This is a genomic window from Rothia sp. SCPM-O-B-18226 (M350) (assembly GCF_058213595.1).
The window spans coordinates 77634-102003 of record NZ_JBYQJS010000001.1; the positions used below are offsets into that span (position 1 = coordinate 77634).

The following is a 24370-nucleotide window of genomic DNA, read 5'->3' on the forward strand; positions in this document are numbered from 1 at the left end:
GGGCACATTAATGACCGAGGGGTTGCCCACCCCGCACCACCCGCCAGGTGTACCACCGAAGGAGCCGCGCATGAGCCGACGCACCGACGCGCCCGCCCGATCACCACGACGAGCTGCCCTCGCCAGCTGGATAGGCTCCGCCCTCGAATACTACGACTTCGCCGTCTACGGCACCGCCGCCGCAATCGTGCTCAACCGCATCTTTTTCTCCGAGGACACCGCCGCCATCGGCATTCTCAAGTCCATGGTCGTTGTGGGTGTCGCCTACGTCGTGCGTCCCTTCGGCGCTATGATCGTCGGCCCCCTCGGTGACCGTTACGGCCGCCGATTCGTCCTGATGCTCACGCTCTTCCTGATGGGTAGCGCGACCTTTGCCATCGGTTGCCTACCGACCTATAGCCAGGCGGGTATTCTTGCACCCATCCTACTGGTGGCCTGCCGTATGCTTCAGGGCCTTTCCGCCGCCGGCGAGCAGGCAAGCTCCATCTCCATTTCTTTGGAGCACGCCCACGAGCACCAGCGCGCCTTCACCACCAGCTGGACCCTGCAGGGCACCCAGTTCGGATCTCTGCTGGCGACCGCCGTGTTCATCCCCTTCGCGGCCCTGCCGGATGAGCACCTGCTCACCTGGGGCTGGCGCGTGCCCTTCTGGCTCTCCGCCTTCGTGGTGGTGACCGCGTGGCTGATTCGCCGCACTCTCTCCGAGCCGCCCACCTACCTGCAGCGCGAGAAGCTCACCGAGTCCCCGCTCGTGCTGGTCTTTAAGCACCACAAGCGCGCCGTGCTCACCATTGCCGTGTGCGCCATGGTCAACACTGTGAACATGGTCTTCACGACTTTCGCACTGTCCTTCGCCACCAAGGGTTACGGCCTTGACCGAAGCACCATGCTGCTGGTGCCGGTCGCCTCGAATACTCTCGGCCTGGTTGCGATTCCGCTCGCCGCCATGCTGGCCGATAGGATTGGCCGCAAGCCCGTGTTCATTACCGGCGCGGTGGCCTCTTCCCTGGTGATGTTCCCGTACCTCGGCGCGATTACCGAGGGTAACTGGGTGGGCATCTTTGTCTACGGCGTGCTCATGCACGGCGCGCTCTACTCCATGGCGAACGGCGTGTGGCCCGCCTTCTACGCGGAGATGTTCCCGACCCGCGTGCGCGTGACCGGCCTGGCGCTTGGCACCCAGATTGGCTTCGCAATTTCTGGAGGCGTTGCCCCCGCCGTGGCGACGAGCCTCGCCGGCGCCGACCTGCATAACGCGGTGCTGCCCGCCGCGTTCACGGTCGCCATGTGCGTGCTCGTGGCGCTGGGTGCGCTGACCGCTCGCGAGGGTTACAAGAAGTCCCTGGCCGAGCTGGATGCATAGCTCACAGAATATATTCCGAATATAGAATAAATACGGGTGGGGTTGGATAGTTAGCTATCCAGCCCCACCCGTATTCTATGCTCTGGCGTTTCAGGCGTTAGTTACTCCCTGCTGGGCCGCAATTAGCGCCTCAAAATGCGCCGCCATACGCTCGGCGTTCGGTTCCAGTCCGGTGAAGAGGCGGAACGCATCCACCGCCTGACCCACCGCCATGTAGCCGCCCGTCAGCACCTCGCACCCGGCGGCACGCGCCGCGCACACCAGCTGCGTCTCTTGCGGCAGGTAGATGACGTCCGCGACCCACAGGCCCTCATGCAACACCCCGGCGTCCAGTGCCGACTCGCTCAGCGGCATGCCCGGATGCACGTGCATGCCCACCGGGGTTGCGTTCACCAAACCCTGAGCCTCCAGTAGAACCTCAATGAGGCGCGTATCGTCGATCAGCACCTCGATCCGAGTCTGCGGGAAGAGCCCGCCCAGCTGCTCCGCCAGCCCCTGAGCCTTCGCCGCGTCACGCTCGAAGAGGCTCAGGCGGCGCACCCCCAGGCGGCACAGAGCGTACGCCGTGGCGCTACCGGCACCGCCGGCACCCAGCTGCACCACGTGCTCCAGGCACGCCGGATCCTCCGCCACCTGCGGCAGGCCGCGCTTCAGCCCCGCAATGAATCCCGAATAGTCCGTGTTGTCCCCGTAGAACGTACCGTCCTCGCGAATCACCACGCAATTGACCGCGCCCAGGGCGCGCGCCGCATCCGAAAGTTCGTGCAGGTGCTCCATGACGGACTGCTTGCACGGGTGCGTGATGTTGAAAGCGTTAAAGCCGAGCAGTGCTGCCGCATCCAGAAGCGCCGGTGCGGATGCGCCGTCCAGGTTCAGAGCGTCCAGGTCGACGGGGCGGTACAGGTAGCGCACCTCGTGCGCGTCGGCCTCGGCCTCGTGCATGGGCGGGGTGAGGGAAGAGGTGATGCCATCGCCGATGAGGCCCACCAGGAAAGATTCAGTACGCAAACTCATGGTTTCACTCTACGAGTCGGCGCCGGGGGAGGGGAACCGGGGGCCGGACAATTTCACGGGTAACCCCGCCGAACAAATTCAACGGGTAACCCCGTCGAGCCGCCCCGTCGAGCCGTCGGGCGAGGGGGCAGAGGTGCGGAGCGAGTATTTTTCGATAAGATTTTGGGCCCGTCGAGCGAATATGGCGAATATATCTGACATCTTCACCGTAAGGGTATAAGCTGGATATAACCCATTTGGGTGGTGCCGTCCGCGCGACCCGCGTGGAGTTGCACAGACACCGTCACAGTGAAGTGATACCTACCTTCGGAGGATAGATTGTCAACGACTGACAAGGCTATGGCACGCTTCGCTGGCGCCGATGCATGGATCGAGCAGTATTTTCTGAACAGTCCTGACGATGAGCGTGAAGAATTCACCTCGGCAGAATTAGAGGATTTGGCTCGCACCCATCGTGCGCTAGCTGAAATCCGCGCCCCCAAGACGCCCGTCGTTGCCGCGCGCAATGATGACTACAACACCACGCTGTACGTCGCCACGGACGACATGCCCCATATCGTAAGCTCCCTGACCGCCTATCTTTCGGCGCATTTCGGCGGATTCCTCGCGATTTTCCACCCCATCTTCCTTGCCGAACGCAATACGGATGGCAAGCTCATCAGCCTGCGCGGCACCGGCACCCGAGCCAACCTGGCCAGCGGCGACACCGCCGCCGTTGGTATGCCCTCCCTGCAGCTTTCCGAGGGCGCTCCCGAGGGGTCCACGGTCACCATTGAATCCTGGATTGCGATTCGCCTGACCCGCTACCTGAACGAAGACGACCTGCGCCTGCTGGAGCACGATGTGCGTCGCATGCTCGCCGATGTGCGCGCCTGCTACACCGACCTGGAGGGCATGGTCACCACGGTCTTTGATATCTCCCAGGCCATGTACGAGCTGCGCGGCGCCACTCTCGGCCACGGCGAGGAATCCTACGCCGCCAACCCGCGCGGTGTGGAGCCCGCCTCCCGCGTGGAGGTGGCACAGGACTTCCTGCGCTGGCTCACCCGAGGCAACTTCGTGTTCATGGGCGTTAAGGAGCGCGTGCTTGACGGCACCTCCGGCGCTATCGCCCTGGTGGACCGCCCCGGTTCGGCGCTCGGCATCCTGCGTTCGACCGAGGGCAAGAGCCGCATCCCGCTTTCCGGCGACACCCTGGACCGAGCTCTCTTCCCCCGCCCCGTGTACATCACGAAGGCTAACTCCCGTTCCACGGTGGCCCGCAACGACTACCTGGACTACATTGGTGTGCGCCGCTTCGATATGAGCGGCCGCGTCATCGGTGAGTACGTGATTCTGGGCCTGTTTACCCGGCAGGCCTACTCGCTACCCGCCATCGAGACTCCCCTGGTGCGTGAGCGAATCGCCATGGTGCGCCGCCGCCTGGGTTACCACCCCGGTTCCTACTCGGATAAGGCCCTGCTCGGGGCGCTGGAAGATTACCCGCGCTTGGAGCTGCTGCAGGCCTCGGTCAACGAGCTGACCGAGACGTTCAGCGGCATCATGGGCCTGGAGGAGCGCCGCAAGACCCGTCTCTTCCTGCGCGCGGATCGATTTAATCGGTTCATTACCGCCGTGGTGTATCTGCCCCGCGATCACTACAACACTGACGTGCGGTACCGCATCGAGCGGGTGTTCCGACAGGAATTTGATTTGAGTGCCATCGACTACGAGGTGTACCTGTCCTCCTCGTCGCTGGCCCGCCTATTCTTCCGTATTCGGCTCACCAACCCCAACGATGTGCCGACCACGGATCATCAAGCTCTCGAAAAGCAGATGCAGCAGGTCACTCGCTCCTGGGTGGAATCCACCGCAGCTGCCATTGAGGCATGGAAACCCGGTGCGGAAGGCCGCCGACTCGCGTCAGCCTGGGCCGACGCAAGCAGCGCAGCTTACCGAGCCGATTACACAGTAGAACAAGCAATCGAGGATATCGTGATTCTTGAATCTCTCTCGGGCAAGAAGCCCGCCGCAATCAAGGTTGAAGCCGGCGAAGCCAACACTACCCGACTGAAGACCTACCTGTCCGCACCTCACACTCTCACCGAGCTCCTGCCGGTGATGCAGAACATGGGCCTGGTCGTTGTGGATCAGAAGCCCTACGAGTTCAAGCCTGAGGACGGCGAAGAGTACGGCTACCTCTACGACTTCGGGGCCGAGTTCCCCGAGGGCGTGGACCCCAACGCCGTCGCATCCCTCTACGAGGACGCCCTGAACGCCTACCTGCTCGGTGAGCGCGAGTCCGATACTCTGGACCGCCTGATTCTCTCCGAGGGCCTCACCTGGCAGGATGTACGCCTGTTCCGCGCCCTGAACCACTACCTGATTCAGCTGGGCCTGGGCTACACCCCCTCGTTCATGTCGAACACCCTGCTCGCCAACCCCGGCATCACCAAGCACCTGGTGGAGTTCTTCAACGTCAGCTTCGACCCGAACAACGGCCTGAACGACGAGCAGCGCAACGCACGCCGCGAAGAGATTGAGGTGGCCCTGGTTGAGGAACTGAACAAGATTCCCACCCTGGACGCCGACCGCTACCTGCGCTCCCTGAGCAAGGTTATTCGCGCCATCCTGCGCACCAACGCCTACCTGGGCCGCGAGGCATTCGCCATCAAGGTTGCACCGCAGCAGATTGACTTCGCACCCCTGCCGCGCCCCAAGTTCGAGATTTTCGTATACTCCCCGCGCGTCGAGGGTGTCCACCTGCGCTTCGGCGACGTCGCACGAGGCGGCCTGCGCTGGTCCGACCGCCGCGACGACTTCCGCACCGAGGTTCTGGGCCTGGTCAAGGCTCAGATGGTGAAGAACGCTGTCATCATCCCCACCGGCGCAAAGGGCGGTTTCTACCCCAAGCAGCTGCCCGACCCCGCTGTGGATCGCGACGCCTGGATCACCGAGGGCCGCGAGTCCTACAAGGTCTTCATCCGCTCCCTGCTGGATGTCACCGATAACCTTGAGGTTGGCACCGACGGCTCCGAGACTGTCGTTCGCCCCGAGGGCGTCATCGCACGCGACGAGAACGACTACTACCTGGTGGTCGCAGCGGACAAGGGTACCGCCGCATTCTCCGACACCGCGAACGCTATCAGCCTCGAGCGCGGCTTCTGGCTGGGCGACGCCTTCGCATCCGGCGGCTCCGTCGGTTACGACCACAAGGCAATGGGCATCACCGCACGCGGTGCCTGGGAGTCCGTCAAGCGTCACTTCGCCGAGCTCGGCCACGACGCTCAGACCGAAGAGTTCACCGCCGTCGGTATCGGCGACATGTCCGGTGACGTGTTCGGTAACGGTCTGCTCCGTTCCAAGGCAACCCGCCTGGTCGCAGCGTTCGACCACCGCGACATCTTCCTGGACCCGAACCCGGACGCAGCCGTCTCCTTCGAGGAGCGTCAGCGCCTGTACAACCTGCCCCGTTCCTCCTGGCAGGACTACAACCGCGAGCTGATTTCCGCCGGTGGTGGCGTGTACTCCCGCGGCCTGAAGTCCATCGAAATCACCCCCGAGGTGCGCGAGGTTCTGGACCTGGACGAGTCCGTCACCGAGCTCGCACCGACCGAGCTGATTTCCGCCATCCTCAAGGCACCGGTCGACCTGATTTACAACGGCGGTATCGGTACCTACGTGAAGGCCTCCACCGAGACCAACGCACAGGTTGGCGATAAGGCTAACGACGCCCTGCGCGTCAACGGCAAGGATCTGCGCGCCAAGATCGTGGGCGAGGGCGGTAACCTCGGCTTCACCCAGCTGGGCCGCATCGAGGCCGCACGTAACGGTGTCATCCTCAACACCGACGCTATCGACAACTCTGCGGGCGTGGAGACCAGTGACCGCGAGGTCAACATCAAGATCCTGGTGGACCGCCTCGTGGCTCGCGGTGAGCTCTCCAGCGAGGAGCGCGCCTCCTTCATCGAGTCCCTGCAGGACGAGGTTGGCGGCAAGGTCCTCGAGACCAACGTCAACCAGAACGTACTGCTGCAGGGCGAGTTCCACGGTTCCTTCCTGGGCACCAACCTGTACAAGCGCCTCATGCACGACCTGGAGGAGCACGCCGGCCTGAACCGCGCCGTCGAGTTCCTGCCCACCGACGAGGAGCTGGACGAGCGCCTGGAGACCACCGGTGACCGCCTGACCCGCCCCGAGCTGGCTGTCCTGGCTGCGTACGTGAAGATTTACCTCACCCACGCCCTGGAGCAGACCGACTTCGCGGACGACCCCTACCTGGAGGGCGTGCTGCGCAGCTACTTCCCGGCAGCACTCGTCGAGCGCTTCGGTCAGCACCTGGACTCGCACCCGCTGCGTAAGGAAATCATCTGCACCCGCGTGGCCAACGAGCTGGTCAACATTGGTGGCATCACCTTCGCGTACCGCATCATGGAGGAGTTCAACGTCGGTATCGACTCCGTCGCCCGCGCCTTCATTGTGGCCCGCGAGCTCTTCGAGCTCGGCACCGCCGCTAAGCTGCACAGCGAGCTGTCCCCGAAGACCCCGCTGGACGCATGGTTCACCGTGCTGCGCGACAACCAGCGCGTTCTGGATCGTGCGGTCCGTTGGTTCATCACCGAGCGTGGCGTGGTTGCCGGCGCAACCATCTCCGAGCTGCTCGAGAACTTCGGTTCCGTCGTCGAGATGCGTCGCAACCTGCCCGAGTACCTCTCCGGCATCTCTCGCGCTCGCGTCCGTGCAAAGCGCGACGCAGGCGAGGCATGGGGCCTGCCCGAGGAGCTCATTGTCATCTGGATCCGCGGCTTCGAGGGCTACGCCCTGCTGGACGTGATTCGTTCGGCCGCCGACCACGACTTCGAGGCAACCTCGCTGGCACCGGTCTACTTCGCCACCTACGACCGCTTCAAGGTGGACGAGCTGCTCGGCCTCATCACCGAGCTGCCCCGTAGCGACCGCTGGGAGATTCTGGCACGCCAGGCAATGCGCGGTGGCCTCTACGAGACCGCCGCAGAGCTGGCACTGTCCGTGGCTGAGGGCGCGAAGGGCGACTTCTCCACCGTGGATGGTGCACAGCAGGCTCTGGCCAGCTGGATTGAGGAGCACCCGACCCGCGTGGGTAACATCGACCGCATCCTCGACGAGATTGCTGAGGCAGCTCCGGATGCAACCGGTCACCCGCGACTGGCTGTGGTCTCCGTGGCCCTGCGCACCCTCGCTAGCGCATCCTAAACGCGAGGCGGTAGCCGCGCCGCACCGTCGCACAGCGGTGAATGCGGTACGGTAACCGTACATTGAGCATCCCGGCTTCCTCCTGCTGGAGGGGCCGGGATGCCTTGCATATGCACCTAACGGCATATGAACATGAGAGCAAAATGTGTTCCAAATCGCCTAAAATTCAAGTTAGGGTTGAATAAAAGTTCAACATTTTGCTTGACGCGTACAGTATATTGATGACGGCGGCATCGTTGCGTGCGCAAGCCTCGCGCTAAATTAGGCGTAGGGGAGGGGCTCCACACGCGATGTCTTGGATGCTTGCCCGGCCAAATAACCCCCTCGGGTGGATGAGGCTGATCCGGCATGCATTGACGGTACGAATCCGATGGCCCACCTGGCCGCCGCGAGGGGTGCCATCTCTGTACGACATAACGCACGACACCATCACTCACTCAACGTTAATCTCCGGCCCGTTTGCGGGCCGGGCCCGCATACTCTCTATTTCGACTGAAAGTCTTCAACGTTGTCCACCAACCACGGTAGCGAGGAACAGCGCGCTAGCGCGTGGCGCCTCCTCATTAACTTTCTGCTATACGTTTCCCCGGTCGCGCTGCTGACCACTGTCTTCCCCATCGTCACGCCCACCATCAACAGGTACAACTTGGGTGGCGTGCCCCTGATTCAGGTGATTCTGGCTGCATCCATCACCGTGCCCTGGCTTAGCCAGGCCGCCTGTCTGCCGCTCTATCGAGCCATTCAGATGGAGCATAAGAAGATTGCGGATGCCCGCGAAACCCTGCGCATCCAGGCTGAGACGCTCGAGAATCAGCTCAAGCGTGCCGAGGCGAAGGCTACCCGCGAGCGTCTGAACGAACCCCAGTTCCAGGACATTACCGACCTGGCCGCGTTCAGCCGCAACTGGATTTACCTCTTCTTCGTGACCATGCCGCTGGTGTTGCTTTTCGCAATTCCGGTTGCCCTCGTACTGAAGTGGAACGCGACTGCCGTCGGTGCCTTCTTCGTACTCGGCGTGCTCAACATTGCCTTCGCGCAGCTGCTGGTCATCCCCAACCTCGCGAAGAACCGCGTTATCTGGTTCATCGCCTGGCTCGGCTACACCCTGGCCCTGTACTTCTTCCCCATCATCTGGTTCCTGCCACCGCTCGTTGGCTCGCTTATCCTGCTGATTGGCCTGGGTAAGAACTTTGTGCACCTCTTCCGCTTTGCGCATATTCCGCTCAAGGACGTCGCAAAGGATGCTCTGCGTGGCTTCCTGACCGGCTCCATCATCTGGGCCGATAAGTACATGCTCTTCCTGGCCACCTCCGGTGAGATTAACGTCGTGGCCATTTACATGAGCCTGATTCCCGCCGTGATCGCTTACAACTACTTCTTCGTGGTAGAGGCCGATCGCGTCAACGACGCAATTCAGTACCTGTGGACCGTGTTCGAGCGCCTGCCCTACAACCGCGTTCGCGAAGAGGCTCATAAGGCCACCCGTGCCTCCGACCGTTCGATTCGCAACTCGCTACTCGTCTACATCGGTAGCGGCATCATTACCGGCATCCTGATGTTTATCTTCATGCCGGATTCCTTCCCGCTGGCGCTGATGGGTCTGGTCGTCGCGTTCCTCTTCGTGGCCGTCGCCCTGCTCATCTACCAGATTGAGTACATGACCATGTTCAAGACCGTGCAGGTGCTCTCCGCGGCGCACCTCATGCTGCTCATGATCTGCTTCGCAATCCTGCCGAACGAGACCGGATACCTGCCCATCATCGTGGGCGAGGCAGTCCTTGCGTACGCCTGCTACCGGGTGTACCGTCAGGCTTGGCAATCACCCGAATACTCTCTCTTCTGGCGCCGCGCACTCGCCTGGTAACGCCTGCCCGCACGCCGGGTCCGCAGACATCGTTCTGCGGGCCCGGCCAAGAACACACCACGTAGCACGGCCCGTGAAAGACACAACCAATGACTGAACAGATGTATCGAAACCACTATGCTCCCCTGCAGCTTCCGGATCCCGGAGAGCACTACACCGATCCCGAGTACCCGGATGTCGATGTCGCCATCATCATGGAGTCCACCTACCCCTACCTCAAGGGTGGCGTCTCCGCGGTGGTGCACGATATCGTCTCTGAGAACCCCGACCTCTCCTTCGGCATTATCCACATCGCGTGGGATAAGAACTCGCCGCACGAGGATCTCTACGGCATGCCCAAGAACGTCAAGTGGGTTAAGGTGATCTACCTGAGCCTCGACGTCAACCGTGCCGCCTTCGCCGCCGAGTGCGATCCCGACAGCCTGCACATGAAGATGCCGCAGCGTCGAGAGCTGGCTGATCGACTCATCCGGGGCTTCAACGCGCTCATCGCCGGCGACGTCAACCCCCTCTGGAAGCTCTACGACGAGGGCATCAACCCCGCCACCCGCACCTACAACCTCTTTGGGCTCTTCGGTACCCGCGAGTTCATGCAGGTTATCGCCAACCTCGGGTTCTTCAGCGAGGTTCCCTTCGGCGAGCTCTTCTGGAAGGTGCGCGACTTCGTTTCCATCCTCTTCGCGCTGCTGCACGAGCGGATGCCCCATGCCCGCGTGTACCACGCCCACACCACCGGCTACGCGGCTCTCATCGCCGCCGCTGCGGCCCGTGACCACGGCACCAGCTTCCTGCTGACCGAGCACAACCTGTACATTCGCGACACCATCAACACCAAGCTCGAGCGCAACATGGCGAAGCCGATTACCACCGACTACGCTTTCCTCGCTGAGGAGCGTGAGCACCCGGGCCTGGGCCCCATCACCCTTGACGAGCGAGCCTGGTCCGTCTGGTTCCTGGAGATGGGTCGCTTCTGCTACCCGAGCGCCGATATGGCCACCTACCTGTACCCCAAGGCACTGGAGGAGGCGCGCGGCATCGGTGCGCCCATCGACCAGATGAACGAGGGCGAAAAGGACCGTGCGATCATCCTGCCCAACGGCATGCTCATCGAGTCCGTGGCTGAAGCCTACTACGCCCGCCAGGCGGCCCGTGCACGCATCCTCGCCGAGGGCCGCGGCCACGTGTGGCGCTTCGTGTTCATCGCCCGCGTGGTGCCCATTAAGGGCCTGACCGACCTGATTCGATCCCTCGCGGTGCTGCGCGACCAGGGCCTCGTGAACTTCCACCTGGATGTGCTCGGCCCCAAGGACCACCTGCCCGAGTACTACGAGCTGTGCCTGCGCACCATCGAAGAGCTCAACATGGGCGAGTACATCACCTTCCACGGCACCGTGAACGTGCGTGCGATGCTCGACCGCTTCGACCTGCTGCTTATGCCCAGCTACAATGAGGGTCAGCCGATTGTGGCGCTTGAGGCGATGGCTGCGTCCATCCCGCTGGTCAGCACCGACGTGGGCGGTATGTCCCAGCTCATCGACGATGTGCTGGTCGCCCCCGACGGCCACGAAATCGGTAACTGCGGTATCTTGACCATCCCCGGCGATATTCACGGCTTCGCGGCGGCGCTGCGCACCCTCATGGAGGAGCCCAGCATCTACGAACGCTACTGCGTGAACGCCTACGACCGTATCGTCAGCTTCTTCCAGCTGCGACTGGTCATGGACCGCTACAACACGATCTACCGCGAGCTGGGTAAGATGCCTCCGCGCGACCCCGAGTTCTCCCCGGAGTACGATGGCGACGAGTAAGTTCGAACGACTCGGTGGCCCGGGAAAGTTTGGTGCCTGGGTTCGCTACGGCGGAAAACCCATCACCCAGCAGCAGCTCGACTTTGCGGTCAAGAATTACTCCGTGGCGATTCTGCAGCCCTGGGAGCTGGAGGCTGCCCGCTACCTCAAGAAGCACGCCCCGCAGATGGTGGTCCTGGCCTATAAGTGCCTGTCCTCCACCCGCTCCTACGAGCCGGGTCCCATCTACTCCTCGGGTCTGTCTTTCGCGCAGGCCGTCTCGCTGGCGAATTCCGGTAAGGATTTCTTTGCGCATCGCCTCAACGGCGACCGCATCGAGTGGAAGGGCTATTCCAAGCACTATCAGATGCAGGTGTGGAACCCCGGCTACCGCTGGTACTGGGTGGATTCGGTGGTACGCGAGATGCGTGACTCGCCCTTCGACGGCGTTATGGGCGATAACGACGTGGAGAACGACTACTACGGCCTGAATCTGCCCATTCAGGGCGTGCCGTCTATGACCACGATTCGTGAGGGCCTGGACCGCCTGGTGGCTTCTGCCGGCGCCGAACTAAATGGCATCGGCAAGATTCTGGTGCCCAATATTGCCGAGTCGCGCCTGCGCTGGGGCAAGTGGGAACGCCACAGTGCCTACGGCGGCGGTTTCGAGGAGGTGTGGCTTGGCTGGGGCCCGAACGATTACCTGGCTTCGCCCTACGCCGTGATGCAAGGCCGCGATATTGCGCGCGGTTCCGGTGGCGACGTGTCGCTCGGGGTGTACCTCACCGGCCTGAAGCGCGGTGCCTCCACGCAGAAGAAGGTGACGATTCTGCGCACCCCCCTGAGCGGCCGGAAGTCGCCCCTGACCGGCACGGACGAGAACTTCCTCTACGGCCTGGCCGGCTTCTGGGTCTTTGGCGGGGGAAACTTCACCGGCATTAGTGCGACCCACCATGACGCCTACGACGAGATTCCCCACGCCCCCGAGCTCACCTTTGATCTGGGGGACGCCGCGGGCGGCATCGTGGTTCAGGGAACGGTTCAGACCCGCACCTTTACGCGCGGCTGGGCTGCTCTGAACACCGGCTCGAAGGATGTGACCGTGAAGGTTCCCTCTAATCTGGTGGATGCGGCAAACCGCCCGGTGCCCTCGAGCTTCACGCTGCGGGCGTATCAGGGTGTGGTGTACCGCCGGCGGTAATTTGAAGGTCTCTTGTTACAGCGTATATACGGTGGTACTCTGTACCCTACCCGGGGCGGGAATACCGCCTATTCGTTTCCACATGGTGGAGAGCATACCTGAATAAAGTCCGTTTCATGTCAAGAAACGGGCTGATTCACAGCGTAGCAGCCCTGTACTGTTGAACAAGCGGCTGGAATACAGCCAACCATTCTCGTGGTGTTGAGTTTAAGGAGTGAACTACAGTGAATATTCTTTTGATCGACGGCGGTAAAGCATTCGCCCACTCGGCGGGTCGCCTGAACCACACCCTGCATCAAATAGCCCGTGATACGTTATCGGCGCTCGGTCATCAAGTGCGAGAAACTGTGATTGACGACGGGTACGATATTCAGCAGGAAGTAGAAAAATTCCAGTGGATGGATGCGGTCATCTGGCAGATGCCCGGTTGGTGGATGCACGAGCCGTGGACCGTGAAAAAATATATCGACGAGGTGTTTACCGCCGGCGCGGGTACCCTGTACACTAGTGACGGTCGCCACAGGGTTAGCCCCACTGAAGGATACGGCACCGGCGGTCTTCTTCAGGGTCGGCGGCATATGCTGTCGCTGACGTGGAACGCGCCTCGCGAAGCTTTTACCCGGGAGGGCGACTTCTTCGAGGGAGTCGGGGTAGATGCCCTCTATATGCACTTTCATAAGGCCCATGAGTTCATGGGGACTACCCAATTGCCCACCTTTGTTTGCTATGACGTGATTAAAAATCCGCAGGTCGAACAGGATCTCGCTGACTATACTGCCCACCTCAACGAGGTCTTCGGTCGGGCGTAAGGGTTTAAGCCTGCATGCCTTCATAAGCATGTCTGAGATGGATGCGGCAAACCGTCCGGTGCTCTCGAGCTTCACGCTGCGGGCGCATCAGGGTGTGGTGTACTGCCGTAAGGCGTAATTTACCGCTCACGCATCTCTTTGGAGCCTCTGTGCGGCACCGCTTATTTGCGTATATAACCTCATAAACAAACCCACCGGCAATATAGCCAATTGGCTATATATACCGGTGGGTTTGTTATATGTGTGCTAGATGAGCTGGGGTAGCTTACTTAGCGGGGTAGGAGGGGACGTCGTAGCCGCCCATACGCTCCAGAACGCGAATCACCTGGCAGGAGTAACCGAACTCGTTGTCGTACCAGACGTAGACAATCGCGGAGTCATCGGTCACCACGGTAGCCAGCGAGTCCACAACACCTGCGGTGCGGGAACCCACGAAGTCGGTGGAAACAGCCTCGGGGGAATCCGAGTAGCCCACCTGGCGGCGCAGCTCGCCGTCGATGGACTCGCGGCGGAACAGCTCGTTCAGCTCCTCAGCGGAACCTGCGGGCTTGGTCAGCTTCACGTTCAGGATTGCCATGGAGACATCCGGGGTGGGAACGCGGATGGCGTTACCGGTCAGCTTGCCTTCCAGCTGCGGCAGAGCCTTAGAAACAGCCTTCGCAGCACCGGTCTCGGTGATGACCATGTTCAGCACAGCGGAGCGACCGCGGCGGTCACCCTTGTGGAAGTTGTCAATCAGGTTCTGATCGTTGGTGAATGCGTGAACGGTCTCAACGTGGCCGCGCTCAACACCGTATGCGTCATCCAGAACCTTCAGCGCCGGAGTAATCGCGTTGGTGGTGCAGGAAGCGGCGGAGAGAATCTTGTCCTCATCGGTGATGACGTCGTCGTTCACGCCGAACACGATGTTCTTCATGTCGCCCTTGCCGGGAGCGGTCAGCAGAACACGAGAGATACCGGGGCGGTTCAGGTGCTGCTCCAGGCCCGGAACGTCGCGCCAACGGCCGGTGTTGTCCACCAGCAGAGCGTCCTTAATGCCGTACTCGGTGTAGTCGACAGTGGTCGGGTCCGAGGAGTAAATGAAGCGAACCGGAACACCGTTAGCGATGATGGTGCTGTTCTCCTCATCCACCTCAATAACGCCCTTGAAGGGGCCGTGAACCGAGTCGCGCTCCAGCAGGGAGGCACGCTTGACCAGGTCCTTATCACCGTTCTTACGCACCACCACAGCGCGCAGGTTCAGGCCAGAACCCAGCGGCGAGGAGGAACGCTCCAGCAGGATGCGGGCCAGCAGGCGGCCAATACGACCGAAGCCGTACAGCACAACGTCCTGCTCCTTCGGCTGGTCACCCTGGTGGTTCACGGAGGAACCCAGCTGCTCGGGCAGCCACATGGACAGCTCGGGGGAGCCAGCCTCACGGTGTGCCTTGTGCAGGGCAGCGATGTTAATCGAGCAAGCGCCCAGGTTCAGCTCAGTCAGAGCACGAACCAGCTCGAGGGAGTGCGCGGGGTTCAGGGGCGCACCATCAATGTGGGATACGAAATCGTGCAGCTTCAGCAGCTCAATGACGGACTTGTTGACCAGGCTGCGGCCGTGAATGCTCAGCACCACGCCGTTCTCGCGGTGCAGCTTACCGATGAGGGGGATTAGCTCCTCTGCGGTAGCCTCACGGTTAACCCAGGTAGCGGTTGCAGTCGTCACGTATGACCTTCTTCCTAACTTCGTTGTCGGAGGGTAGGCGCGACGATGCTGTCGCGTCAATACCGGGCCGGGCGTAAGACCCGGCGTCGGTTTAAGTCTAACCCGTACAAACCCTTCCAGAGCCTCAAAATCAGCGATATTGAGGCTAAAAGTCAGAAGAGACCGAAGGCAGTTTGTGAACCCACACGGCAAGCCAACAGAACCCGTCAGAAGGGAAAGCAAAACCACTTGAAATCCCCACAAAAACGCACTCTCCCGAACGGGCTGGCCGAGTAGAATTGAAACCATGTTGACTGTAATCGGTGAAGCACTCGTAGACGTCGTCCACCAGCACGACGGAGAAACCCACGCCTACCCCGGCGGGTCCCCCATGAACGTCGCCGTTGGCGCATGCCGCCTCGGCCACCCCACCAACTTTGTCGGCCACTACGGCCCGGACGCCTACGGTGAAAGCATCAACGCGCACCTGAACGCCTCCTCGGTGCAGCTGCCCTTCGAACCCACCGCGGAGCGAACCTCCGTCGCCCAGGCCACCATTGGCGCCGACGGTGCGGCGGAATACGAATTCGATATCGAGTGGGCCTTGGACGCTATCGCCGAGGAGCTGGCTGAACTGGCCCGCACCTCTGACGCGGTGCACACCGGTTCTATCGCCGCCATGCTTGAGCCCGGCGCACACGTTGTCGCGGCCGCCTTCGAGGCCGCCCGCGACAGCGCCCTGCTCAGCTACGATCCCAACTGCCGCCCCACCCTCATTCACGACGTGGAGCAGGCGCGACAGTGGGCCGAAAAGTTCGTCTCCCTCTCCAGCGTTGTCAAGGCCTCCGACGAGGATCTGCAGTGGCTCTACCCCGAGCGTTCCCTCGAAGACACCGCCCGCGCTTGGCTGGACCTCGGTGCCGAGCTGATGGTCATTACCCGTGGTGAGGACGGCCCCATCGCCTACAGCAAGAAATACCCCGAGGGTATTTCCCAGCCCGCCTACCGCGTTGAGGTTGCGGACACCGTCGGTGCCGGCGACTCCCTCATGGCGGCTCTTATTGCGGGCCTGCTGGACCGCGGTATTGCCGGCCCCGAGGCTCGCGCCAAGGTTGCCGCACTGGCCGCCGAAGACATCGCCGACCTGATGCACTTCTCCGCCACCGCGGCGGGCATCACCGTCTCCCGCGCGGGCGCCAACCCGCCCACCCGCGAGGAACTCGTCGCCGTTCTGAACGGCTAATAAATGGCGCGCGGCCGGCGGATAGCTCACCCTATCCGCCGGCATCGTCATATACACGGCCCCCTACCCCGTGGCAATACAACCACCGCGAGAAATCACGAGGAGAATCATGAGCTCCATTGGCTCCGCGCCCCTGCCCCGCGAACCCTACGCGGGTCTGCCCGAACTGCCCGAATTCACCCTAACCTCGACCGACGTGCAGGACGGCGGCACCGCCCCCGAGTGGATGCGCTCCGCCCTCTTCGGCGTGGCAGGCGGTCAGGATCGCTCCCCGCAGCTGTCCTGGAGCGGATTCCCCGAGGGCACCAAGTCCTTCGTTCTGACCTGCTTCGACCCGGATGCGCCGGTCCCCAGCGGCTTCTGGCACTGGACTGTCTCTAATATTCCCGCAGAGGTGACCAGCATTGACACCGGCGCGGATGCACCTGCCGGCGCCCTGACGCACCGCAACGACGCCGGTGTGGCGGGCTTCCTGGGGGCTGCCCCTCCGGCTGGTCACGGCCCGCACCGCTACATTTTCTGCGTCACCGCGGTGGACGTGGAGAAGCTCGACATTGACGAGAGCGCAACTCCCGCCGTCGTGAACTTTAACCTGCTCGGCCACGGTCTGGGTCGCGCGTTCCTGACCGTCACCTACGCAGAACCGGCGGCATAGCGGCACACCGGCACAGTCTCACCAGACCCGCGCCCTGACCAGTACCGTACACTGACCAGCACCGATACACCCCACCACTGAAGGCATATCTGCATGATTAAACTCATCGCCAGCGACCTGGACGGCACCCTCATCGGGCACGACTTCCGGTTCCGTCCGCGTACCCTGCGCGCCCTTGAGGCCGCCCGCGCCGCCGGGATTGACATCGTCTTCGTCACCGGCCGCCCGAGCCGCTGGCTCACTCCCCTGCGCGAGCAGACCGACTTCGACTCCTACGCCATCTGCTCCAACGGCGCCGTGGTGTACCACCTAGGCGCGAACGAGGTGGAAGAAGTCAACGGCGCTGATCCCGCGGTGATTGCCCGTACTCACGAGCTGCTGGAGCCCATGTTCCCTGACGCCACCTACACCCTGGAAACCGTGGATACCGTCTTTATCCAGGGGCCGCACGAGGGCGGCGAGGTGCTCGAGGGCGCCCGCGTAGTGGAGGCGAAAATCGCCGAGGCGCTCGAACGTATTGGTTCAACCCCGGTCATTAAGTACCTGATTCGTGTGCCCGGCATGGACCCCGATATTCTGCAGGCGCGCGTGCACCAGGCCGTGGGATCGCTCGTGGCCGTCACCCGCGGCGTGGTGGGCGAACCCTTGGTCGAGATGGGCTCTAAGACCGTGAATAAGGGGCGGATTCTGGAGAAGTTCGCGGCACGCCACGGCATTGAGGCGCACGAGGTCATGGCCTTTGGTGACATGCCGAATGACGCGGAGATGCTCTGCTGGGCGGGTGAAGGTTTTGCGATGGCGTCGGGTCAGCCGGCGCTCATTGCGAAGGTGGGGCGCACCTGCCCGCCCTTCCATGAGGACGGTGTGGCGCAGACGATTGAGGCGATGCTCGCCGAACGGTCCTAGGTGCCTAGCACTAGCTATCCAGCACGGGCCCTCCGGTGCTAGCTATCCAGCGCTAGCGGCTTGGTTAGCCTCCGCAGACATAACTTAGACATAAACTTTTATGTCTACACATAAAAAAATTTGAGTCTAGACATAAAAATTTATGTCTATACTCAAATTTTTGTGTCTGATTTGTGTCTAGACTAAAATTTTTTGTATGAACAACGTGGAATGGACCCTCGAATGGCTTACTGAAACCATCAAACTACTGCGCACCCACGGTAGCGATACGCAGTTTATTGAGGTTAAAAAAGCCCACGGAGGCTACCCGGGAAGCCTAGACGCAACCCTGAGTAGCTTCTCCAATAGTTCCACGGGTGGAATCATTATCTGCGGCCTCGACGAGAATAATGACTTTGAACCTGTAGGCGTATACGACCCTGCAGACCTAGAAAAAACCCTCGGCAACAAACTCCGTAGGGGCCTCAAGCCGCCGAACACCATGGAATCCGGCACCATCCTCTACGAAGACGCCAAAATCTTTGTTGCCGCAATCCCTCCGCTGCCTCCCTACGAACGCCCCGCCTACATTGGCGGTAAAGCGTACGTGCGTTCCGGCGACGGTGACCACGAAATGAGCCGCCACGAAACCGACCTGATGGTGGCTCAGCGGACACGCACCGGATTCGATGAGGAGCCGGTAGAATACACCTCCCTGGCTGACCTGGATGAAGGCCTCAAAACTGCTTATCTGCGAGACGTCCGTGCTAAATCACGCCGCCTCGCCGGAAGCTCCGATGAAGAGGTGCTCCGCCGTAAGGGAATTATTGCCCTCGGAACAGACAACCTTTCCCTTGCGGGCCTGTACGCCTTGGGTTCTTACCCTCAGGAGTTCAGGCCCTCGCTCAAAGTCACCGGAGTCGTCATCGACCCAAGCGGTAAAGCCCGCAACCTCGACAAATTCGAGGCGGACGGTCCCATCCCCGCCATGCTCGAAGAGACTCTGGCATGGGTCAAACGGAACCTGGCACACCCGGTTGTCGAACTGTCCAATGGGCACCTCATCAACGGGCAGGAAGTACCCGATATTGCCCTTCGCGAGATTCTGTCGAATGCCCTTGTACACCGCAGCCTCAACCCCAAAGCAGATACCGAAGAGGTGCGTGTCAGGATTTTCTCTGACCGAATCTCTGTAGAGAACCCCGGCGGTCTATACGGAATCACTCTCCAGCGTCTGCAAGAGTATGGCGAACGCTCCCGCGTGAATGACCGCCTGTATGACATCTGCACGCATGTAACCACCCCCGACGACGGATACCGAGTCATCGAAGGTGAGGGTAGTGGCATCTACACTGCCCAGGAGGCGGTGCGTCAGGCAGGGCTGAAACCCATCCAATTCGTTGATGGGGTCATTCGTTTTACCGCGATTATTAGCAGGGAGCCTCTGGCTGGTGCTCATGCCGCCGATGTTAGTTCGCCGCAGCAGAAGTCGGAAGTAGACCCGCGCCAATCATCACCTACGGTTCCTAGTAACCGTCAGGAGGCGGTGCTTCTCGCCCTGCGCTCGCTACGCCACCCCGCCGGTATCGAGGACATCATGGGTGCTCTTCCCGGGCCTTTTGCTGAGCTGCAGAAGCCGCAGGTCCGGTACGTCCTCACGAAGCTCCTTCAAGAGGGCGTGATCGTGCGTGAAGGCGGTCGAGGTAACCGCAATACGACATACCGCCTGGCCTAACCGAATATCGGGCTAACATGCAAAAGCGGCCCGGATGGAAACCAATCCATCCGGGCCGCTTTTCTACAGCCTACGCATCAGGAGAGAATCACTCCCACGGGCGGTCAGGTGCCTAGTGCACCTCAGTGCTCTTCTCAGGGTCGAAGGGCTCCAGCGGGTCGCCAGCAGCCTTCGTGTACTTCGCGATGAAGGTCATCAGGTGGAAGATAATCAGGGTTGCTGCGGTACCCAGTGCAATACCGGCGAAGGACAGCTCGCCGAAGGTCCAGGTGTAGTCCGCAATACCCACAATCAGCGCCACAGCGGCGGTGGTCAGGTTGATCTGGTTCGAGAAGTTCACGCGGTTCTCGCTCCAAATACGTGCACCGAGCATACCGATCATGCCGTACAGCACGGTTGCGGCACCGCCCAGAACACCCGCCGGGACGGTTGCAATTGCCGCACCGAATGCGGGGAACATGGACAGTGCAATCGCGAAGATAGCCGCCACCCAGTACGCCGCGGTGGAGTACACCTTGGTCGCAGCCATCACGCCAATGTTCTCGGCGTAGGTGGTGGTACCCGAACCGCCACCCATGCCCGCGATGGTGGTTGCCAGGCCGTCAGCCATGAGGGCGCGACCCGAATAGTCGTCCAGGTTCTTGCCGCTCATCAGAGCAACAGACTTCACGTGGCCGATGTTCTCAGCCACGAGCACCAGAATCACGGGGATGAACAGGCCGGCGAGCTCCCAGTGGAACTCGGGAGTCTGGAAGTGCGGCAGACCGATGATGCCCTGAGTCTGCACAGCCTTGTCAATCTTGGAGAAGTCCACCTCGCCGCGAATCACAGCGGTGATGTAGCCGATGCCCACACCCAGCAGGATGGACAGGCGACCAATGATGCCCTTGAACAGCACAGAAATCAGGATGATGGAGCACAGGGTCACCAGCGCGGTCACCGGTGCCACCATGAAGTTGTCCTTAGCGCTCTTCGCCAGGTTGAAGCCAATCAGCGCCACAATCGAACCGGTCACGACCGGGGGCATGAGCTTGGTGAGCCAGCCGGTGCCGGCGAACTGAACGATCAGGCCGACCAGGAACAGCGCCACACCCGCCATGACGATACCGCCGAGGGCGCCCGCCGGGCCGTGCGAGTTCATGGCAGCCGCCAGGGGAGCGATGAACGCGAAGGAGGAACCCAGGTAGGAGGGGACGCGGCCGCGGGTAATCAGCAGGAAGAGGACGGTGCCGATACCCGAGAAGAACAGGGTGGTTGCCGGCGGAAAGCCGGTGATAATCGGCACGAGGAAGGTTGCGCCGAACATGGCGACCACGTGCTGCGCGCCGATACCGATGGTAATCGGCCAGGCGAGGCGCTCGTTCGGGGCGACGAAGGAACCGGGCTTAATGCTGCGGCCGTCGCCGTGAATCGACCAGTCGAAGCCGAAAAGCTTAGAGATGCTCAAAGGGAGCTCCTGAAGTGAATGTGGTGTATAAAATTCCACATTATTCTACGCGCCTATGGGCGTAGGTCACAGCTAAATGCCTATAAATATGAGCAGGGATACCCCTAAACCGCTTATATTCCCAATTCGCTATCTGATTGATGGGTGCTGGGTACATAAAAATACCGTCGCCCTCTATATGCAAGATATTGCATATAGAGGGCGACGGTATTGACGAAGACAGCGTCGCTAACGTTTAGAGAGCTTCCTGAAGAGCCTCGAGGTGATCGTACTTCGACAGCTCGTAGCGCAGATGGCCCTCGGTCGGGGACTGCACCGGCAGGAAGGAAGCCTCACGCAGGCGGCGAGCGGTCGGAGACTCGGCCACGTAACCGGCGCCTCCAACAACCTGCAGCTCAAAGTGAGTAGCAATGGTCGCGAAGTGTGAAACCCCCAGGCGCAGGCTCAGCAGGTCACGGCGCTCGGCGCGCTCCGGTTCGGACGCCAGGCGAATCAGCTCCTCCCGCAGGCTCTCGTACTCGGAGAGGATTAGCGGGAACTCGGGGCGGAAGATGCTCTTCGACACGTCCAGGTGCTTAGCGGCCTCCTGCAGAGCACCTGCGGCCAGGCCCAGGCAGAAGGAAGACTGAACCAGCAGGAACGGTGCGGTGACATCGTGCAGGAACGCCTCGAGGTTATCGCTCAGGATATCCTCGCTCGGCACGAAAACGTCCTCGAACTTCAGAGTGCCCGACTCGGTGCTGTTGAGCGCCAGCAGGTCGCGGTGGTAGTAAATCTCCAGGCCCGGCACATCCTGGCGAATCGTCACGATGTAGCGGTCCGGGTGACCCTCGGGAGCGTTCTCCAAGGCCACCGGCAGAACAATTACGCCGCTCGGGTACAGGTTCGATGCCCAGGAGATAGAACCGTTGAGCTTCAGACCGCCCTCAACGAGGGTACCCTTCACCTTAATCGGCTCCAGACCCGACGCCTCCTTGTACGCCGCCGCCATCGCGGTAGTGCCGCTGACGGTCGCATTGGCCAGGCCCTCGGGCAGCTCGCGGCCCACGGCGTCGAAGAACGCGATGGTCGAACGGTGAGCCCAGAGCGAGAAGGCGGTGGTGGCGTCCTCGGTAGCCAGGTCGAATGCAACAGCGACCTGGGGAACCAGGGAACCGCCGTCGCGACCCAGGGTAATCAGGCCGTCCTTGGCAATCTCGCGGAGGGTCTCGAAAGGAGAACGCTCGCCGCGGTCAACGGCCTCCGCATTGGTGCGGGCGAGGGCGAGAACCTGCTCGCGCTGAGGGTAGTCGTACAGGGGTTCCAGGGTGAAGTCGGACATGTGGTTTCTCCTAAGCGGGGAGCGCGCGTCTATGCGTGCAGCTTGAACAGTCGGTCGATGGGGGTGCTGACGGCCTTGCGGGCGCGGACGACAGCCTCTTCGTCGGGTGCATCGTAGAAGCACAGGCACTTGGCGGTGTCTTCACGAACGTAGGTGCGCAGGAAGGAAACCTCGGGCACCTCGGCGTACTTGGGGGCGTTGGCCTTCTTACGGGTCAGGTACTGTTCCATGGTGATCTCTGCGGGGATGTCCCACTCGACCAGGTAGTCGGCGTCCTTCTTGAGCTTCTTGATGTCATCGAGCTCTGCGCCGACGAGGCGGACGGCATCGGGGCCTTCGACGGAGGCGCGCTCACCGATAGCTGCGGCGAGGTCGGGGCCGAATGCGGTGTTCTCGGCTTCGATGATGACGAAGACGATCTTGTGGTCTGCGGAGACCTGGGTTTCGATGAGCTCCGCGCCGTTGGTCAGGGAGGAGTTGACGGTCTCGATGAGGGCGGTTGCCTCTTCCTTGGACGGGTTAGCGGGGGTCAGTTCTACCAGGTACAGTGCCATGATGTTCTCCTTGGGAGGTTGCGTTGGGGTGGCCGGCCGCGTATTTTCCGGCCGTTCTGGAATCACCTTAGACCTGTAGTTGAGGGCTGTCTAATAGATGTCCGTTCGTGGCTTAATGCGTCCCTTTTTGACCCTGTGTTTCGTCATGCGCGTTCATGCGGAGACATAAATCGTCACAGTTCCGCGCGCGGGAACCCGCCTGCGGCCGCAGAATTTTCGCGCGGGTTATCGAACCCGATGGCGCATCTATCCGCGTCGTCCTGCTCGTGCCGCAAAGTCATCGAGGGCGCGGTTGAGAGCGGGGACAGTCCACACTTTTTGCCCCTGAATTTTGACGCGTTCTTCACGCAGAATATGCAGCTCCACCATGCGGTTGAGAAGGCGATACACACTAGCTCGGGACCCCTGCGTGTGCTCCTCCATCATGTGCGCAGTGAAGGCGGGCTCAGTGCAGCACAGGTCAGTGAGGGAACGCAGGAGAGGGGTTTTACGCTGGGCAATGGACAGTACCTTATCGCGCAGGGTTTCAATGTCTTGCGCCAGGATTTCTGCGTTGGTGATTGCCTTTTGCGCGGCGCCGATGAAGAGCTCGATGATGGGCTCAGCATCGCCTGCACGGTAGTTGGTGAGCGCCTGAATGTACCCGTCGGTATCGTGCAACAGCCCGGAGGAGACGGGCAGAATCACGTGGCGAGTGACGCCGCGGGCGAGCAGGAGCGCGGAGATGAGGGCTCGCCCGGTTCTGCCGTTGCCGTCAGTGAAAGGGTGGATCGTTTCAAATTGGGCGTGCGCGATAGCCGCCTGCGCGAGGGGGTCAATATCGCGGCGGTTCATGAAGGCTACAAGGTCTTCGAGGGCGGCAGGAACCCTCTCGTGATGCGGTGCCACATAGTCGGCGGTTACCGGCGAATCACCCTTAATCCACACCCACTGGGTGCGGAGTACACCGGAGTCCTGCTGCAGGCCGCGGGTCAGTTCGCGGTGCATTGCGAGGATATTGTCGACGCTAATGTTTTCTGCGGTGTTCAGGGCTGCACGCATGGCGTGAACATTGCGCGCCACCAGCTCGGCGTTAACGCCGACCTTCGACCCGCTTGCACCCAGGACAGCCAGTGAGAGCCTGCGCGCACTAACGGTGAGGTTTTCAATCTGTGAGCTGGAGGCGGATTCGCCGCGCAGAAGAACTGCCGAGAAGGGGATGCCGCCGATGTGGTGGAGCCGCTCATCGAAGCGGGTCATTGCGGTGGCGTTCTCTTGGAGGCGCGCTCGCAGTGCGGGGCTGAGTTCGACGTTGAGTGCGGCAATGGAGGCGGGTACGGCGCTGGAGAAGGCGCCGGAGTTGCGGCGCGTTGCGCGTCGGGAGGCGAGGGCGTCGCGGTGAACCCAGGGGGTTTGCGGCTCCCATGTGAGGGCGGGCCAGGTGATGGCTGAGGGCATGGTTCCTCCTCCCTCCTCTTCTTCATCGGTGTCGTCTTGCTGGTCGTGCTTGGGGGTCTTAATAAGACAATACACTTCGATTTTCTTATTAAGGCGCTTAATAAGAAAATTTGCGCGGATTGTCTCATTGAGGAAAACGCCCGGAGTGCGCCTCCAAAGCCTC

Annotated in this window: 16 protein-coding genes; 10 read left to right on the top strand and 6 right to left on the bottom strand. The window is 61.6% G+C overall.

The window, feature by feature from the left end; all coding sequences use genetic code 11:
* Positions 1-70: 70 nt before the first annotated feature.
* Positions 71-1363 carry an MFS transporter gene (locus tag AC3E6W_RS00385; RefSeq protein ID WP_490652044.1) on the top strand — a complete coding sequence of 431 codons (1293 nt, stop codon included), beginning with the start codon at positions 71-73 and terminating at the stop codon, positions 1361-1363.
* 90 nt (positions 1364-1453) lie between these two features.
* On the opposite strand, the gene AC3E6W_RS00390 is transcribed toward AC3E6W_RS00385, so the two are convergent.
* A complete protein-coding gene (locus AC3E6W_RS00390; protein ID WP_490652045.1) occupies positions 1454-2377 on the bottom strand; it encodes a shikimate dehydrogenase in 924 nt (307 codons plus the stop codon).
* A gap of 339 nt (positions 2378-2716) precedes the next feature.
* Between AC3E6W_RS00390 and AC3E6W_RS00395 the strand changes: the two genes are divergently transcribed.
* The 5 genes from AC3E6W_RS00395 to AC3E6W_RS00415 all read left to right on the top strand — a co-directional run bounded on the left by AC3E6W_RS00395 (position 2717) and on the right by AC3E6W_RS00415 (position 13249).
* Complete coding sequence (locus AC3E6W_RS00395; protein WP_490652395.1) at positions 2717-7588, top strand: NAD-glutamate dehydrogenase; 4872 nt, start codon at positions 2717-2719, stop codon at positions 7586-7588.
* Positions 7589-8096: 508 nt separating this feature from the next.
* On the top strand, positions 8097-9452 hold the full coding sequence (locus AC3E6W_RS00400) for a hypothetical protein (RefSeq protein ID WP_371584706.1): 1356 nt from the start codon (positions 8097-8099) through the stop codon (positions 9450-9452).
* A gap of 89 nt (positions 9453-9541) precedes the next feature.
* A complete protein-coding gene (gene pelF, locus AC3E6W_RS00405; RefSeq protein ID WP_490652046.1) occupies positions 9542-11260 on the top strand; it encodes a GT4 family glycosyltransferase PelF in 1719 nt (572 codons plus the stop codon).
* Positions 11247-12440 carry a putative glycoside hydrolase gene (locus AC3E6W_RS00410; RefSeq protein WP_490652047.1) on the top strand — a complete coding sequence of 398 codons (1194 nt, stop codon included), beginning with the start codon at positions 11247-11249 and terminating at the stop codon, positions 12438-12440. The genes pelF and AC3E6W_RS00410 overlap by 14 nt, the downstream gene beginning before the upstream one ends.
* A gap of 224 nt (positions 12441-12664) precedes the next feature.
* On the top strand, positions 12665-13249 hold the full coding sequence (locus AC3E6W_RS00415) for an NAD(P)H-dependent oxidoreductase (RefSeq protein ID WP_070680841.1): 585 nt from the start codon (positions 12665-12667) through the stop codon (positions 13247-13249).
* Between the two features lie 265 nt (positions 13250-13514).
* Here the strand turns inward: AC3E6W_RS00415 and AC3E6W_RS00420 are convergent, their stop codons facing one another.
* Positions 13515-14951 carry a glyceraldehyde-3-phosphate dehydrogenase gene (locus AC3E6W_RS00420; protein WP_070680844.1) on the bottom strand — a complete coding sequence of 479 codons (1437 nt, stop codon included), beginning with the start codon at positions 14949-14951 and terminating at the stop codon, positions 13515-13517.
* 286 nt (positions 14952-15237) lie between these two features.
* Between AC3E6W_RS00420 and AC3E6W_RS00425 the strand changes: the two genes are divergently transcribed.
* The 4 genes from AC3E6W_RS00425 (at position 15238) to AC3E6W_RS00440 (ending at position 19448) form a co-directional block, all read left to right on the top strand.
* Positions 15238-16173, top strand: a complete 936-nt coding sequence (locus AC3E6W_RS00425; protein ID WP_049360133.1) for a carbohydrate kinase family protein — start codon at positions 15238-15240, stop codon at positions 16171-16173.
* A 109-nt stretch (positions 16174-16282) separates the two neighbouring features.
* Complete coding sequence (locus tag AC3E6W_RS00430) at positions 16283-16828, top strand: YbhB/YbcL family Raf kinase inhibitor-like protein (protein ID WP_490652048.1); 546 nt, start codon at positions 16283-16285, stop codon at positions 16826-16828.
* A gap of 93 nt (positions 16829-16921) precedes the next feature.
* Entirely contained in the window at positions 16922-17734 is an 813-nt protein-coding gene (locus tag AC3E6W_RS00435; protein WP_070615782.1) for an HAD family hydrolase, read from the top strand.
* Between the two features lie 196 nt (positions 17735-17930).
* On the top strand, positions 17931-19448 hold the full coding sequence (locus AC3E6W_RS00440; RefSeq protein ID WP_490652050.1) for an ATP-binding protein: 1518 nt from the start codon (positions 17931-17933) through the stop codon (positions 19446-19448).
* Between the two features lie 112 nt (positions 19449-19560).
* Here AC3E6W_RS00440 and AC3E6W_RS00445 read toward each other — a convergent pair whose 3' ends face one another.
* The 4 genes from AC3E6W_RS00445 to AC3E6W_RS00460 all read right to left on the bottom strand — a co-directional run bounded on the left by AC3E6W_RS00445 (position 19561) and on the right by AC3E6W_RS00460 (position 24282).
* Complete coding sequence (locus AC3E6W_RS00445) at positions 19561-20895, bottom strand: uracil-xanthine permease family protein (RefSeq protein ID WP_490652051.1); 1335 nt, start codon at positions 20893-20895, stop codon at positions 19561-19563.
* A gap of 235 nt (positions 20896-21130) precedes the next feature.
* Entirely contained in the window at positions 21131-22216 is a 1086-nt protein-coding gene (locus tag AC3E6W_RS00450) for an acyl-CoA dehydrogenase family protein (protein ID WP_490652052.1), read from the bottom strand.
* 29 nt (positions 22217-22245) lie between these two features.
* Positions 22246-22770, bottom strand: coding sequence for a DUF4242 domain-containing protein (locus tag AC3E6W_RS00455; RefSeq protein WP_296702992.1), 525 nt, complete (start codon positions 22768-22770; stop codon positions 22246-22248).
* A 246-nt stretch (positions 22771-23016) separates the two neighbouring features.
* Positions 23017-24282, bottom strand: coding sequence for a Fic family protein (locus AC3E6W_RS00460; protein WP_239665957.1), 1266 nt, complete (start codon positions 24280-24282; stop codon positions 23017-23019).
* Between the last annotated feature and the right edge of the window lie 88 nt (positions 24283-24370).

Excerpts from the sequence above, each read along its gene's own strand:
- AC3E6W_RS00385 (WP_490652044.1), top strand. The coding sequence starts at position 71 with ATGAGCCGACGCACCGACGCGCCCGCCCGATCACCACGACGAGCTGCC.
- AC3E6W_RS00390 (WP_490652045.1), bottom strand. The coding sequence starts at position 2,377 with ATGAGTTTGCGTACTGAATCTTTCCTGGTGGGCCTCATCGGCGATGGC.
- AC3E6W_RS00395 (WP_490652395.1), top strand. The coding sequence starts at position 2,717 with ATGGCACGCTTCGCTGGCGCCGATGCATGGATCGAGCAGTATTTTCTG.
- pelF (WP_490652046.1), top strand. The coding sequence starts at position 9,542 with ATGACTGAACAGATGTATCGAAACCACTATGCTCCCCTGCAGCTTCCG.
- AC3E6W_RS00410 (WP_490652047.1), top strand. The coding sequence starts at position 11,247 with ATGGCGACGAGTAAGTTCGAACGACTCGGTGGCCCGGGAAAGTTTGGT.
- AC3E6W_RS00425 (WP_049360133.1), top strand. The coding sequence starts at position 15,238 with ATGTTGACTGTAATCGGTGAAGCACTCGTAGACGTCGTCCACCAGCAC.
- AC3E6W_RS00430 (WP_490652048.1), top strand. The coding sequence starts at position 16,283 with ATGAGCTCCATTGGCTCCGCGCCCCTGCCCCGCGAACCCTACGCGGGT.
- AC3E6W_RS00435 (WP_070615782.1), top strand. The coding sequence starts at position 16,922 with ATGATTAAACTCATCGCCAGCGACCTGGACGGCACCCTCATCGGGCAC.
- AC3E6W_RS00440 (WP_490652050.1), top strand. The coding sequence starts at position 17,931 with ATGAACAACGTGGAATGGACCCTCGAATGGCTTACTGAAACCATCAAA.
- AC3E6W_RS00450 (WP_490652052.1), bottom strand. The coding sequence starts at position 22,216 with ATGTCCGACTTCACCCTGGAACCCCTGTACGACTACCCTCAGCGCGAG.
- AC3E6W_RS00455 (WP_296702992.1), bottom strand. The coding sequence starts at position 22,770 with ATGGCACTGTACCTGGTAGAACTGACCCCCGCTAACCCGTCCAAGGAA.